The sequence below is a fragment of the Marinomonas hwangdonensis genome, assembly GCF_003721245.1.
GTDB classification, from domain to species: Bacteria; Pseudomonadota; Gammaproteobacteria; order Pseudomonadales; family Marinomonadaceae; genus Marinomonas; species Marinomonas hwangdonensis.
Window position 1 is genome coordinate 236241 of record NZ_RIZG01000004.1, and the last position, 13999, is coordinate 250239.

Genomic DNA, 13999 nt, shown 5'->3' on the forward strand with positions numbered 1-13999 from the left:
CTCGCCATGGGATATCTCATGTTAGCAGCCCAATATTCAAAGTGTTTATATGAGACAGCGTACCAAGCTTTTGCTTTGGCGAGGTACGGGAAGTCCATACTGTTTAAAGCCCCATATCAAATTTCTTTGTCTGTAAATCCGCTTTGAGTATCGGGTCTGTCATGCTTTTAATCTCAAGTTGCACGTATTGCCAATATTCTGGGTTATCAATTGTTCGAGCTTTAATTTGGCTTGGAATGAAACGGCTCATTTCGTTGTTGAAGTCGGCTTTTACCTCTTCTTCGTTGAGTAATTTTTCGACCTGAGGCGTAAGCGACTCTATGAAGTGAGATTTTGTTTTTTCTCTTGCCGCAAGTTTTTTGTTGATCAGCTCTATGGATACGTCAATACCTCTTTGTTTGATCCAAAGAATATCCCAAACATCACGAGGTTTAATACGTCTGGAACGGTATGCTAGAGCAATGAATTTATCTGCCAAGGTTTCTTCTAATGACTGTACAGGGATCAAAAGTCCTTCTGTTGGAACGACGACATCGTAATGATTGACCAGTGGTCTTTTTTCAATGTCGAAAGAAGGGATAGCACAAATGTCGATATGCATTTTTTGACGTGGTAGATCAGGGCGGTTGGCTTCTTTTTCGATACTGATTTTCCAAGAAGATGTGTCGCCTTGTTTGACTTGGTTCGGCTTATTGACCCAGACTTCTGTTTCATATTTTTTTTGTATGTACTTTTGAATCTCGACTTCCAGACCATCAAAATCATCAGGTTTAAAGTCATGCCCTCCATTAAAGTCTAAATCCTCAGACAATCGAGAGCTGTTGTGACATAAACGAAGTGATGTGCCGCCAATAAAAGTCAGTGACTGCATAACTCCCTATTTTACCATGACCGCCATAATATCATGGTGCAATATTTCTTTTTCTATAACAGGAGTTATCCCTGCGAACTCAGGATTGGTGTTAACAATTTGTTTGATGACTTCTTTGAGCATGTTATGCCTCCAGCATGTGCAGATTTCGATTACAGTTTTTTAAATCAATAAGAGCTTGGGGTGTTTTGGCTCGATACATTTTGATATCTGAATCGAAATAAATATTAGGAGCGATTGTCTCGATGGTTTTTTTTGTATGCGTAAACTCAATGACCCCATAAGGTGTAGAAAAAATGCCACTTCTGCCTTTTGTCATCACAGTGAGTCTGTCCATAACAATTTGTGAAATATCACCTGTATAGCTAAGTTGGCTCTCTAGGCTGATGTAGTTAAAAACGTCTCCTCTGAGCTTATTTACAATCTTGTAAATTGCTGTTGAACCATCAGGCGGCGTTATTGTGCTTTCAAAAATACCGGTTGCGACTCTTCGTAACACACCTTTTTTTACGCAATCTGTGAGGAACTTTGTAAAAGCTGGGGTATGCTTTTCGCTGAGCATAAATGCTATCTCTGCCGCCGTATGAACCCCCCCACCAGCTTTAGTAGCGTGAGACAGTGCGGACAGTAATTTTTCTTTTTTACTCATGATGGTCTACGAATTATTACTCTATTGGTATTAAATTGTAGACTTTGTAGATTAATTAGACAACATTCAAGTCTACAAAATATTACTTTTAAGGTGTTTCTTTGTAGACCTAATATACTGAAATAAGCTCTTAATGGTATGAGGCTGTATTTTGCTTCGAAATGATATGATGAGCTTTTCTATTAAGCATTGGCTTTTGTGTATGCTTTCATCGCTCTTTTTATATTGAACCTCTTGGTTTGTTGGTGCGTACTTTTCACTGGGGGCGCGATGCTATTAAGGCAGTCATTATAAAGGGGACGGGTTGATGCGGTGGTTTGTGTGTTTGTTGTTGTGTGTTGGGCCTTTGGTGAGTTGGGCGGCGACAGAAGCGGAGGCTTGGCAGTCGTGGCGTGAGGGTAATGCTATTTTGATTATGCGTCATGCTTTGGCGCCTGGTGGTGGGGATCCTAACGGTTTTGTGTTGGATGATTGCAGTACACAGCGCAATCTTAATGACGTTGGTCGTCGGCAGTCTGTTGCTTGGGGTCAGTACATAAAAAGTCAGTACGAGGGCTCGGTTTCTGTTTATAGCAGTCAGTGGTGTCGTTGTTTAGAAACCGCGCGCTTAATGGCGCTTGATGAGGTGATGCCTCTGCCAATGTTGAATTCATTTTTTGCCGGTCAAGGCGATAGAGTCGGCCAAACAGCTGAGGTGCTGGAGCGGTTTTCATCCCCATCTGTGGATCAGCCAACCGTGTTGGTAACTCATCAGGTGAATTTCACCGCGCTTACGCAGGTATTTCCTAGCTCAGGAGAAGCGGCTATTTTGTCATTGCCTCTGACGATGCCTGCCAAAATCTTAGCGCGCATCGAACCACGATAACAGCCGTGTTATCGTGGTTACTTGGCTACTTTTTTTAATAACTATTTAACAACCTTGTACACGGCTGCGATGTCGCTGTCGGCTAAGCCCGCTTTTATGGCTTGTTTGAACGCTTCGTTGGCGATGGCGGCCGTGGGGAGTGGTTGTTCTAGTTGATCCCCTAAGGCGATGGCTAGGCGTAAGTCTTTTTGCATGTGTTTAAGGGGAAAGCTGGTGGTGTAGTCTTCATTGAGAAGCATGGCGCCTTTGCCTTTAAACATGGGATTGGCCATGGCGCCCGCGTCGACTATGTCTAAAATTTGTTGCCCGTCTAAGCCTGCTTTTTGTCCTAAGGCCATACCTTCGCTAAAGATGCTTAGCATGCCGCCCATCATCATGTTGACCACCAGCTTCATGTTTGCGCCTTGACCGACGTCGCCAAGATAGGGTGACATTTTCCCCATGACCTCAAAGGCTGGTAGTGCGTCTTGGTAAAGGGAGGCATCGCCCGCGGCTAAGATGATGAGGGTGCCGTCTTCTGCGGGTTTTTTTGTACCGGAAACGGGGGCTTCTAAAAAGCGTCCGCCTGCTTGAGAGATGAGATCTGAGATGGTTTGCGAGGTGTGGTCATCCACGGTAGACATATCGACATAACCTCGGCCAGCACCAATTCCAGCGGCTACGCCGTCTGGGCCTTGGCAAAGTGCCAGAGCCGCTTCTGGGTCAGACACCATGGCAAAGGTAATATCGCAATGCGCTGCAACGTCTTTTGGTGTTGTACCTTGGTGAGCACCTAATGCGACCAGTTCTTCGCATTTTGCGGTGTTTCTGTTCCAAACCGTTACGTCAAAACCCGCTTTTAGAAGATTTGCGGCCATGGCTTTGCCCATGATGCCTAGTCCTAAAAATCCAACACTTATCATAATTCGCTCTCTTGTCTAATGGTTTTATCTGATGTTGTTTTCGTATGATCGCTAATCTTACGTTGTCGTTAGTATTATGTGATCAGTTTGCGTTTAGGTTTTTCCATTGTTTTTTAATAAACAGGTCTTTTTGCTTCATGTTGACCATGAGTTTTAAAGTGGTGACCGCGAAGGGGAGCTGAACAAACCCTTGGTGACGACCAACCGGTACAAGGGATACCATAGGGTTGAGTTTGTAGTCTTTGGGGGTTTTATAGTTGGCCATAGCTATGATGTTTTTAGCCAACGCAGAGGCTTGTTTGTCGGCTAAGTAGCCTAATTTTCCTTCTGGGGTATTAGCGCAATCACCCAAGGCAAATAAATGCTGAGTGCCTTCGACACGAAATTGAGCGTCTACTTTTATTCGGCCATTTTGGTCTAATTGATCGTTAAAATGCACTTTCATCATACTGGTGTTGGGCGTGCCCCCCACACAGTGATAAACCAGATCCGCGTTTTGGTAGCGGTCATCATTTGGGCTAAGTCTGGTGTTGTATTGTATTTTAACCCCAAGGGCGCTCAGTTGCTTGTCCGCCAGTTGGCTGGCTTTGGGTTTGAGTTCTGGCAGTACGCGATCTGAGCCGTGGACTAATGTGACGGTTTTTTCTGGGAAGTGATCGGCTATCTCGCCCGCTAGTTCGACTCCAACAATCCCGCCTCCTACGATGAGGATGGTTTTGGCGTCATTGAGTTGCTGACGGGCGTGGGTTAATTCGGTTTCTCGCTGGGCTAACTGCATGGCGTTTTGTGATTTGGCGATGGGAAAAGTCGAATAGGATGAGCCGCTTGCTATCACCGCCATATCGAACTCAAGTTTACTGCCATCGGCTAATAGGGCGGCATTGTGTGTCAAGGTGGTGACGTCGCCTTGATGAAAGGTGCCTTTAATAAAGGTTTCATAAGGTAGGCGTGAACGTTTACCTAGGTCTGGCTGACCCAGCGAGCGAAGCGTTGCATAGGTGACTTCAAAGTAGGCTTTTTTATCCACTAAATTAACATGGTTGAACCCCGCTTTTGCTAGGTCTTGTGTGACACGAGCACCGGCGAATCCGCCGCCTATTATGAGTATCTTGGCCTCTTTGTTGAACATCAAATCTCTCTTTTTATGGTTACAGGGTAATACATTGTAATGTGTCTAGTATGTAGTTGTTGGTGCACTGTCTCCGGTGCATGATTTTAAGAGTGTGTCGTTAGCGCACTGAGTCGGTTGTCGGTTTGTTGGCTTCTTTCATGGTGTACATACGTTGGTCTGCTAGTGATATCAACTCTTGGTCGTTGCGTACTTCGTCCCGCATGGCGAGACCATAGCTGGCGCCTACTCTGGCAAACCCCGTCTGCTGAGTCCTGGTCAAGGCGTCCTTCATCCATTCATTTACGATTGTGTGGGGTATGGTGTGATGAAATAAGATCGCGAACTCATCACCCCCTATTCTAAACAGCTCAGCATCTGCTCGGCTAAGGACTTTCTGCATTTGATTTGCATAGCTTTTTATCAATTCGTCGCCCTTTTGATGGCCATAGTTGTCGTTGTAAAACTTTAAACCATCAATATCGGCAATGATCAATGCTGTGTAATTGGGCTTTTTCAAAGCGTGTAAGAATGCATGGCGGTTACCCAATTTTGTGAGCTGATCTTCTATCGCCATCTGGTGAAGCTGAATGCTTTTTCGACGCAGTTGAAAGAGCATCACTGAAATGATGGTTACAATGATGACGAGAGTCGTAGCGGCCCAGGTCAACACTCGCGTGTGTAAATGAGCTCGATTTTCATTGGCTTTCGCTAAGGCGAGTTGTGCTTCAGATAGAGCCTGCTGCTGTGAAAGACGTTGGTTTTCTTGTTGAAATGCTAGGTTAGCAATTTCTGTTTGATTAATGCGTTGGCTCTCTTCGACAAAAGCGGAATGATAGCGTGCATAGTATCCCAATGCGCTTTGGTACTGGCCAAGTTTTGTGAGCACCTCAACGTAGTCTAGATACGCCTGAGGTGGGTTGCCTTCACGAATATGAGAGGGCGATTCTATGGCTTCTTTCAGAAGACGCTTTGCTTTGTCTAACTGATTAAAGTAGGCGTAGAGAAAACCGAGATGACGTGTAGCATCTTTCAAATAATCTTCATTTCCCACCTCTGTTGCTAAAGCATGAGTGGATTTTGCTAGCTCGAGCGCCAAATCAAATTCTTGTAAATGACGCAGTACTTCAATATGAATCAGGGAAAAATACAAAAAATAATCACGCCTTGGGTCAACGGGGTTAGCAAGGTAAGTCTCAATAGCATCCAGTGCTTCCACAGGGCGTTGCTGTCGTTCTAAAGCAGACGCCAGAATAGCATACAGATAGCTGATGGCATCGACTCTGCCTTCTGGCACCATGTTTAAAGCAAGGCGAATAAACTGCTCGGCGCGTTGATAGTCTTTTGCCTGTAGAAAGGCTTCGCCCAAAATTACTTGTATAACAAATATAGAAGGGTGGTTGTCATCAACGGCTTTAAACCAAGCCTCGGCTTGATAAAAATAGGGCAATGCTTCGGCAACACGTTGCTGCCTTACAAGCAATTGTCCATAAATATGATAGAGATTGGCTTGAACTGTTCTGCTGTCATCCGTGGTTGGGGTCCATTTTTTTATGGTATCCAGCTCCACATCTAGTATGCTCTTGAGGGTGGAAAATTCAGTAAAAAACATCAAGTCATAGCTTATTTTCATCATCCAACGGTAGCGAGGGGCGAGTTTCATAAAAGAAGCGTCCTCACTCACCAAAAACGCGGCCAAAGCTTTTGTGGCAGCCGTTTGATTTGTTTTTCGAAGTATTAGGCTAACATTCGCACTGACCTCGATGTAGTCGTTTTCGGCGATCGAGTTTGAGTCAACAATGATTCTGGAGAGTATTTCAATCACAAGCTTTTGATTGCCAACGTCCGCTGCGGCACTCATTTTTTGCATTGCTATAGCAATACGGTTTGACGCTAATGGGCTTAATAGTTCTGTGTTATCCCATGGCGTATCGGCTTGCAATGTAGGGACGCGTAGTAACACAAAAACAACAAAGAGCAGTGCCAAAAAGTAGTGGAGACGTTTTTCCTTGAATTCTAGTGAAAGCATTAGAAACGACCAAGATTAGAGGTCTCTAAATCTAATGCATTATTTGACCGACTGTCAAAAACAAAACGCCCAACACCTGAGAAATCGCGTACAAACACTAAATAACCATTAAAATTGAAAATAATAAGTATCTGTCTACCATTGTAATGATAAAGGACTCGTTCATCTTTACAAACTGATACAATAATTTTGGTAATCAATTACATGGCTGGTATAAAAATAAATGGAAAAACCACTTCACCCTCATAATGAATCACTGCGTTTGGCGGAACTGTATCAGTCATCTCTTTTAGAAGGCAAAGAGAATGCCTGTTTTGATCGTTTGACCCGTCTTGCTAAAAATGTATTTGATGTTTCATTATCGTTTCTTTCTTGGGTGGATGAGTCATCTCTTATGTTTGCCTCTAAACAGGGCGCTCTTAGCTTGTTGGCGGATCGAGAGGTGTCTTTCTGTGGTCATGCGATTTTATCCTCTGGTCTATTTGAAGTGAAAAATGCGTTAGAAGATGTGCGTTTTGCTGATAATCCCATGGTGGTTGGCTCACCTTTTATCCGCTTTTATGCCGCCATGCCGCTTTATTCCACTAAGGGTGTTGCCTTAGGTGCTTTGTGTATTATGGATATCAAACCGCGCTCTTTGTCGCCCTCAGAGCAGCAGACTCTAAAAGAGATAGCCGAGCTTGCGCAGCTTGAAATTCAGCGTTTAGAATGCCCGTCAACCTACCAAGATTCTGAATCTCTGCAGCGCTTGTCTGAAGTGATCGTTCGTGCCCAATCCCATTTTATTAATCAAAAAAGTCGTAGAGAAGCCTTTAACTTATTGCTTGAGGACATTCTTAAAGTTACCAACAGTGAGTACGGTTTTATTGGTGATGTGGTGTATTCCGAAGAAGGGGTTCCTTATCTAAAAGCCTACGCCATAACCGATATCGCTTGGAATGACGCAACTCGGCAAATCTACGCGCAGGGGACCATAGATGGCGTTGAGTTCCGAAACCTAGATTCTTTATTTGGCGCGGCATTGCGCACTAAACAGCCGGTGATATCGAACCATCCAAGCCAAGATGCTAGAAGTGGAGGGTTGCCAAAAGGGCACCCTGACTTAAACAGCTTTTTAGGTGTTCCCATCAATAGCGGTGACAAAATGGTTGCCATGGTCGGCATGGCTAATCGAGTAGGAGGGTACGACGAGGATTTTGTGGCTTTTCTCAACCCTTTAATGCTAGCTATTGGCCAAATTGTTGATGCGTCTAATCGTCAAGCAGCGCAAGAGAAGGTCAAGGCGGAGTTGGCCAATTTGTCTGCGGTTGCCAGTCAAACCACCAATGCTGTGGTTATTACAGACGCTAGGGGTAAGACGGTTTGGGTGAATGCAGGCTTTACGCGTTTGACCGAATACACGCTAGAAGATATCCGCGGAAAATCCCCTGGCGAGCTGCTTCAAGGTCCAGAAACAGATCTATTGACCGTAAAAAAAATGCACGCCGCTTTTGTTAAAAAGCAAGGGTTTGAAGTTGAAGTCATTAATTATTCCCGATCTGGTCGCGCTTACTGGGTACGTGTGTCTTGTACTCCCCTGTTGAGTGAGTCGGGAGAGTTGGAGGGCTTTATTGCTATTCAAAGTGATATAGACGCACAGAAGCGCAATGAAATCATGCTTCAAGAGTCGGCGCGTTTGCAGTCAACGATTTTAAACACCATGGTAGAAGGGCTTATTACTACGGATCAAGATGGTGTTATTCAGATGTGTAACCCTGCGGTGCTCGATATCTTTGGTTATTCTCAGGAAACGCTAGTAGGCCAAAATGTTAAGTTTTTGATGCCCGAACACTATGCGAAGACGCACGATAAACACATGCATAATTACAAGGTCGCCAAAGCCAAGCACGACATCATGGGCAAAGCACGGGCTTTGACTGGCAAGCGAGCTAACGGAGATATTTTCCCACTAGAAATTGCTGTAAAAGAAACCTTATACAATGACAAATTGCTCTACGTTGCGTCCATTCGTGATATCACCGCGTTAACGGAGCAGCAAGAAAAAATAGAAAAACTGGCGTATTTTGATCCTCTTACTCAGCTTGCTAATAGACGCCTATTGACCGCGAGAATTGAAAGCCTTTGCTCTGACAGGGAGCAAAAAGACGACTGTAATGCCTTGTTGTTTGTTGATTTAGACGATTTTAAAAACGTCAACGATGCATTAGGGCATACCGTTGGGGATCGCTTGTTGGTGGAAATCAGTCAGCGTCTGATGTCGAGTGTTTTAACATGCCATGACACCGTTGCCCGACTGGGGGGCGATGAGTTTTGTGTGTTGTTGTCATCGTTAGGGCAATCCCAAGAACAAGCTCAAGAAAAGGCGCTGCTTGTTGCTGAGCGTATTATTAAAGAGATTGAAAAACCGTTAACTATAGAGAATGAAAGGCTTAAAACGTCAGCCAGTATTGGTGTGAGTTTTTTTTGTGGTGAACAGGTGGATTTAAGTGCATTGATGAAGCAAGCCGATATCGCCATGTATGAAGCCAAGAAAAAAGGCAAAAATCAAGTGTGCGTTTTTAGTTCTGATATGGAAGCGCGTCTGCTTGAACGGTTAACACTAAAATCGGAATTAAGAGCCGCCATTAATGACTGTCAACTGGCCGTACATTATCAGCCTGTTGTTAATCAAGATGCACGCATTGTTAAATTGGAAGCCTTGGTGCGATGGCTTCATCCAACAAAAGGTTGGATTCGTCCAGATATCTTTATCCCGATTGCAGAAGCTTATCAACTCATTGTGCCTTTGGAGGATTTTGTGCTTCACAGAGTATTACAAGACCTCGTGAGTTGGCGAACGGTATCACCTGATTTGGATTGGAAAGTGGCGGTGAATATTAGTCAGTTTCAGTTATCTTATGAGCACTTTTATGATCAGGCGGTTGCGGCGTTTACGGAATACCAACTTGATCCCAGCCAAGTGATTTTTGAAGTGACAGAAAGCGCGATAGCGCAAAATATAGATAAGAGTATTGCCAAAATGTCCGCATTAAAGGCCCTAGGCATTACTTTTTCGTTGGATGATTTTGGCACGGGTTATTCGTCATTAGCGTATTTGAAACAACTGCCTATCAGCGAGCTTAAAATAGACCAAAGTTTTGTAAAAGGTTTGCCTGATGATCTTGATGACGTTGCGATAGTGCATTCAATACTGTCGTTGGCAAAAGCAATGAACCTTAGGGTGGTTGCTGAGGGAGTAGAAACGAACCAGCAATGGGCGTTTTTGAAGTCTGGCCATTGCGATAACTTTCAGGGGTATTTGTTTGCCAAGCCAATGCCAGCAAGCGATATTGAGAAAATCATAAAAGGCTCAAGCTTGCTGGGAGGTAATAGTTAATTCCAAACAAGAAAGCCACAACTGCGGATCTTGCTGTATTATGAGCGGCTGAGACTATTTTTTTCTGAATGCTGTGTTATTTAGGCTCTGGTCAACACTGTAAATAGTCCAGCGCTCACTTGCAAATTGTTGTCTTGCGAAAACTTCGGCAACAACTCGACGGTTTTGACGTCTGCCTTCAGGGGTTTCATTGGTGGCAATAGGTCTTGTTGGGCCATAGCCAACACTTTTAACGCGGTCAGGTTTAATTCTGAAACTGTCAACAAGCACAGAAGCAATGGCAGCAGCCCGCTGTTCAGATAGACTGCTATTTAGTTCAGCTGATCCCTGGCTGTCAGTGTGTCCTTCGATAACAACGTTGCTATCAGGATGGTCAGCTAAGAAGTCAGCAAGATCTTTCAGCTCAGGGTAAAAGCGAGGTTTGATTTCGGCTTTACCTGTATCAAATAATACGTTTAGCTCAACGGAAAGTAGCTTAGTATTTTTACTAGGACAACCATCGTTATCAACAGCGGCACCTTGAGATGTATTTGGGCAAAGATCACGAGCATCAATAACACCGTCTCTATCAGCATCAGCTAGACGTGTCTGCACATTAGAGGCGTACAAACTCTCCGCTACAGCAAAATGGCTGTAAGCAAACAGTAGGGCAGCAATGCTAATGTGTTTCATGAGGCTTTTCATCATGCTGTTAATACACTCTTTTAATCTTAGTAAAGTCAGTTTAGATAAAAAATACCATTCTAGCTAACGGTATTTTGTATCCTTATTTTATATTTGGACAGTTATGTAAAGAAATGTAACTGTCCGAAAAGCTTTATTAACCTACAGCGAATAACACTGGATAAAAAGTGTGAACCGTGGCCTTAAAGAAGGCTACCCGCAAAAGTTCACTATTACCAGCTGCCGGTGTTTTCCATGGACACCCAAGGTTCTGCCGCTTCTAGTGATCCCTCTTTCTGTAAAAGTTCGATGGATATACCATTTGGGTCTTTAATGAAAGCCATGTGCCCATCACGAGGTGGTCGTAGTATGGTAACGCCCAAAGACTGCAGTTTTTCACACATTTGATAAATGTTATCTACTTCGAAAGCGAGATGGCCAAATTGGTCACCGCCAGTATAGCTTCGATCACTCCAGTTATGAGTAAGTTCAACTTCTGGGGCGCCTTTTTCTGTGGCGTAATAAATCAATGAAAACTGACCCTTCTCACTGTCCATGCGTCGCGTCTGGATGAGTCCTAGGCCTTCGGTATAAAAACGATGGCTTTCCTCTGGTTTGTCGGTTCTGATCATGGCATGTAGATAACGAATGGACATATCAATTCCTTCTAAATGAATAACAACAAGTGATGTATTATTGCAGTTAGTTTTGAATAAGACAAAGTGAGGTACGCAACTCTCACTTTAGATTCATATTTTACTTACACCCAATATACCCAAAGCCATATGTTTGCTGCACCCAGCGCTTTATTCTTCCCATACCCAGCGTAAAGGTTCGCCAAAATCATCATAGATAATGGTTTTTTTGGGTTTCTTTTTGGCCTGAGTAGGGGCAAAAGGTTTCGAGGATTTTTTTTGTTGTATGGCGGCCACTACATGATTTAATGGGGTTCTCTCTTGCTTGGGCTCGTTAAAGCCGATGTGGCTCGTGTTATACTTGCCATCAACGAGACCAGATTCTCCCATGTTGACTTGCTGGATGGTTCCATTTGCCTTGATAAATTGGTCGACCTGAGACTCCAGTTCTTTTCGTGTGTCTTTTTTTGTTGTCTTGGGTTTTATCATAGTGTCTGGGGAGGATTGTATCCTGCCATGCTAGTTGGTTAATGGTAATAGGGTAATGGGTTAAAAACTGATCATAATCTTCCATATTAAACGTAAGAGGTAGCTGGTGTCTATTAGCAACTTAATTGTACATGAGATCCAAAAAAACGAAGGAGAACGCAAAGCTGTGCTCATTGCACGACCTTCAGAGAACCCCATCGATGATCAGGCCGAGGTTTTGTCTGCTCAGGTCACGAGTTTATTCAACCGTTCTGGTATGAGCACAGGGCGCTTTGCAAATCCACAAGGCAGTGACGAAGGGGCGCAGTTGCCTTCGTTGTTGATGACTTATTTCAAAGAAAATGCGTTTACGGATTTTTCGGGTTTTACTAAAGTGTGTGCCGCTGATTTTTTGAAATACCTAGAGCCCGTCGAAGAAGCGGGTGGTGGCTTGTTGTGGTTTAATCATTTTGAGCTGCACGGTACGCATTTTTTATACATTGTTATGTTGAAGCGTAAGCAGGGGATTGGTTTAGGGTCAGATCTTAGTTTATCTCAGGTGGAGCAAATCGAGATGGAAAAGCTTCACATGTCGCTGCGCATCAATTTATCTGCTTGGCAATCTGGTGATGAAGGGCGCTACATCTCATTTCGTTTGGGTCGCGCCCCCAAATTTGAAAGTGATTATTTTACGCAATTTATTGGCTGTGATGAGCCTAAAGTCACGGCGAAAGAGACACGTAAACTGGTCGATTTAACCTCGGCGTTTTGTCAAGCGGAGGGCTTTCCAGCGAAGCAGGCAAACGAGTTTAAGAAACTTGTTTCAGAGCAATGTCAGGCCAAAGCGCAAGACAACGAGCCTTTAGCAATGAAAGACATCGCTGCCCAGGTAGAATCACGCTTCTCAGTCGAACAAGCGAATAAGTTTTTAGAAATAGCCGATTCAGACAGCTTTAAAATGGAAAAGGAAATGTTTGTCGAAAAGGCGGCATTGAAAAAGCTCACCAGAATATCCGGCAGCACCAGAGCGCTGACGTTGAGTTTTGACAGTGATTTGCTGGGAGAGTCGGTGGTATTTGACGCAGACTCGGGCACTCTTACGATTAAGGATCTGCCGAAGACGTTGCTAAAACAACTGCAGTCTATGTCTAATTAGGCCCTTTGCTTTGAAAGGATCTAATTAGACGCTTGCTGTTAAGACCGCATTGCACCAAGAAGGTTTGCTAAAAGAGGATTACAGTCCCAGCAAGCCTTCCAATTCTTTCATGGTTTTGAAGCACTCTGTTGCCCCCGCCGCCAGTTGCATATCGGCATCGAGTGTCTCGCTAAACGCCAACACGCGCATTCCAGCCGCTCTGCCTGCTGTAATGCCAGCAACAGAATCTTCAATTACTAGGCAGTCTTTTGGGTCGATGGCCAGCGCAGCCGCCGCTTTTAGATAAAGGTCGGGTGCCGGTTTGCCATGCTCAACGTCTTCAACACAAAAGCGGGTTGAAAATCGATCGGCCAGCTGGATCTTATGCAGTTTATAATCCATTTCTTCACGACGAGCGTTTGTGGCCATTGCAATAGGTACGGTGATTTTACCCAGCAGTGATTGAACGCCATCAATTGGCTGCAGATTTTGCTCCATGGCGTCATGAAAGCGCTGCCGATAATCTGCATCAAAGTTTGTGGGGAGTGGTTTGCCAAGCAGTTTCTCAGCATTTGTAAGATTTTGTTTATTGGTAAACCCAGTGAATTGTGAGTGTAAGGTGTCATCATCCAGCTCTAGGCCGCATTCACTTAGCATGGTTTTGAGAATCTTATTAGAAACACTTTCTGTGTCTACAATCACACCGTCACAGTCAAAAATAATGGCTTTGTATACTTGCGTCATAGGTCAAATACTTGGTTGAGAATGAACCAAGATCATAACTAACTTGAGGTAGGTTAAGGAAGGGAGGGAGGTGTTATTATTTTTCTCCCCTTAAAAAAAATCAAAGAATGTAAGATATACTATTATTTAATTTTTATGAGCTAGGTGATCTGTTTTTTCTAGATGAATAAAGTATTAATCTCATCTAGCGTAACTGCATTGATTATTATATTGCTGTTATTAACGTTTCGCTTCTTTGCTTAATTCGTTACTTGGCTTAAGCGTTGTGGGCGATTACTGGCTTTTTTCAATGCTTTGAATGAGCTCTGAAAGAAAGTAACAACAGCTTTGACACGACGAGCGCGTTTTTGACGACGGGCATGGTCTTCAGCGGTAGTGTCTTCAAAGCCCCATTTAGCAAGTAAAGCTTCATATTGTTCTTGAGAGTCCATAATATTCTCCTGTTAGTATTTAATTGATATGTTGTTTTATTACAACATTTATAATATTAGTGAACCTTGACCGATTGAACAAACGATCCTTTTTCATCAAAAAGGTGAGTTTTTTTCATCGAT

General features: G+C 43.8%; 13 protein-coding genes. 3 read left to right on the forward strand and 10 right to left on the reverse strand.

Annotated elements, in window-relative coordinates; genetic code table 11:
• Positions 1–103: 103 nt before the first annotated feature.
• The gene (locus tag EBI00_RS09000) at positions 104–871 is read right to left on the reverse strand and encodes a nucleotidyl transferase AbiEii/AbiGii toxin family protein (RefSeq protein ID WP_241556992.1); all 768 of its coding nucleotides are present in this window, start codon (positions 869–871) and stop codon (positions 104–106) included.
• Positions 872–995: 124 nt separating this feature from the next.
• The gene (abiEi, locus tag EBI00_RS09005) at positions 996–1520 is read right to left on the reverse strand and encodes a type IV toxin-antitoxin system AbiEi family antitoxin (RefSeq protein WP_123095600.1); all 525 of its coding nucleotides are present in this window, start codon (positions 1518–1520) and stop codon (positions 996–998) included.
• 307 nt (positions 1521–1827) lie between these two features.
• On the opposite strand from abiEi, the gene EBI00_RS09010 reads away from it, so the two are divergent.
• Positions 1828–2385 carry a histidine phosphatase family protein gene (locus EBI00_RS09010; RefSeq protein WP_123095601.1) on the forward strand — a complete coding sequence of 186 codons (558 nt, stop codon included), beginning with the start codon at positions 1828–1830 and terminating at the stop codon, positions 2383–2385.
• Positions 2386–2426: 41 nt separating this feature from the next.
• On the opposite strand, the gene EBI00_RS09015 is transcribed toward EBI00_RS09010, so the two are convergent.
• The 3 genes from EBI00_RS09015 to EBI00_RS09025 form a co-directional block, all read right to left on the reverse strand.
• On the reverse strand, positions 2427–3287 hold the full coding sequence (locus EBI00_RS09015; protein WP_123095602.1) for an NAD(P)-dependent oxidoreductase: 861 nt from the start codon (positions 3285–3287) through the stop codon (positions 2427–2429).
• A gap of 82 nt (positions 3288–3369) precedes the next feature.
• Positions 3370–4416: an NAD(P)/FAD-dependent oxidoreductase gene (locus tag EBI00_RS09020; protein WP_123095603.1), complete on the reverse strand. Its 1047-nt coding sequence runs from the start codon at positions 4414–4416 to the stop codon at positions 3370–3372.
• A gap of 100 nt (positions 4417–4516) precedes the next feature.
• Positions 4517–6424, reverse strand: coding sequence for a tetratricopeptide repeat-containing diguanylate cyclase (locus EBI00_RS09025; RefSeq protein WP_123095604.1), 1908 nt, complete (start codon positions 6422–6424; stop codon positions 4517–4519).
• A gap of 223 nt (positions 6425–6647) precedes the next feature.
• Between EBI00_RS09025 and EBI00_RS09030 the strand changes: the two genes are divergently transcribed.
• Positions 6648–9800 (forward strand): EAL domain-containing protein, encoded by a 3153-nt coding sequence (locus EBI00_RS09030; protein ID WP_123095605.1) that lies wholly within the window; start codon positions 6648–6650, stop codon positions 9798–9800.
• A 54-nt stretch (positions 9801–9854) separates the two neighbouring features.
• On the opposite strand, the gene EBI00_RS09035 is transcribed toward EBI00_RS09030, so the two are convergent.
• The 3 genes from EBI00_RS09035 to EBI00_RS09045 form a co-directional block, all read right to left on the reverse strand.
• A complete protein-coding gene (locus EBI00_RS09035) occupies positions 9855–10472 on the reverse strand; it encodes an OmpA family protein (protein ID WP_241556993.1) in 618 nt (205 codons plus the stop codon).
• A 224-nt stretch (positions 10473–10696) separates the two neighbouring features.
• A complete protein-coding gene (locus EBI00_RS09040; RefSeq protein WP_123095606.1) occupies positions 10697–11119 on the reverse strand; it encodes a VOC family protein in 423 nt (140 codons plus the stop codon).
• Positions 11120–11269: 150 nt separating this feature from the next.
• The gene (locus EBI00_RS09045) at positions 11270–11587 is read right to left on the reverse strand and encodes a hypothetical protein (protein ID WP_123095607.1); all 318 of its coding nucleotides are present in this window, start codon (positions 11585–11587) and stop codon (positions 11270–11272) included.
• A 106-nt stretch (positions 11588–11693) separates the two neighbouring features.
• Between EBI00_RS09045 and EBI00_RS09050 the strand changes: the two genes are divergently transcribed.
• Positions 11694–12722, forward strand: a complete 1029-nt coding sequence (locus EBI00_RS09050; RefSeq protein ID WP_123095608.1) for a nucleoid-associated protein — start codon at positions 11694–11696, stop codon at positions 12720–12722.
• Positions 12723–12800: 78 nt separating this feature from the next.
• Here EBI00_RS09050 and EBI00_RS09055 read toward each other — a convergent pair whose 3' ends face one another.
• Positions 12801–13445, reverse strand: a complete 645-nt coding sequence (locus EBI00_RS09055) for an HAD family hydrolase (RefSeq protein ID WP_123095609.1) — start codon at positions 13443–13445, stop codon at positions 12801–12803.
• A 239-nt stretch (positions 13446–13684) separates the two neighbouring features.
• The gene (locus tag EBI00_RS09060; RefSeq protein ID WP_123095610.1) at positions 13685–13876 is read right to left on the reverse strand and encodes a hypothetical protein; all 192 of its coding nucleotides are present in this window, start codon (positions 13874–13876) and stop codon (positions 13685–13687) included.
• Positions 13877–13999: the final 123 nt, after the last annotated feature.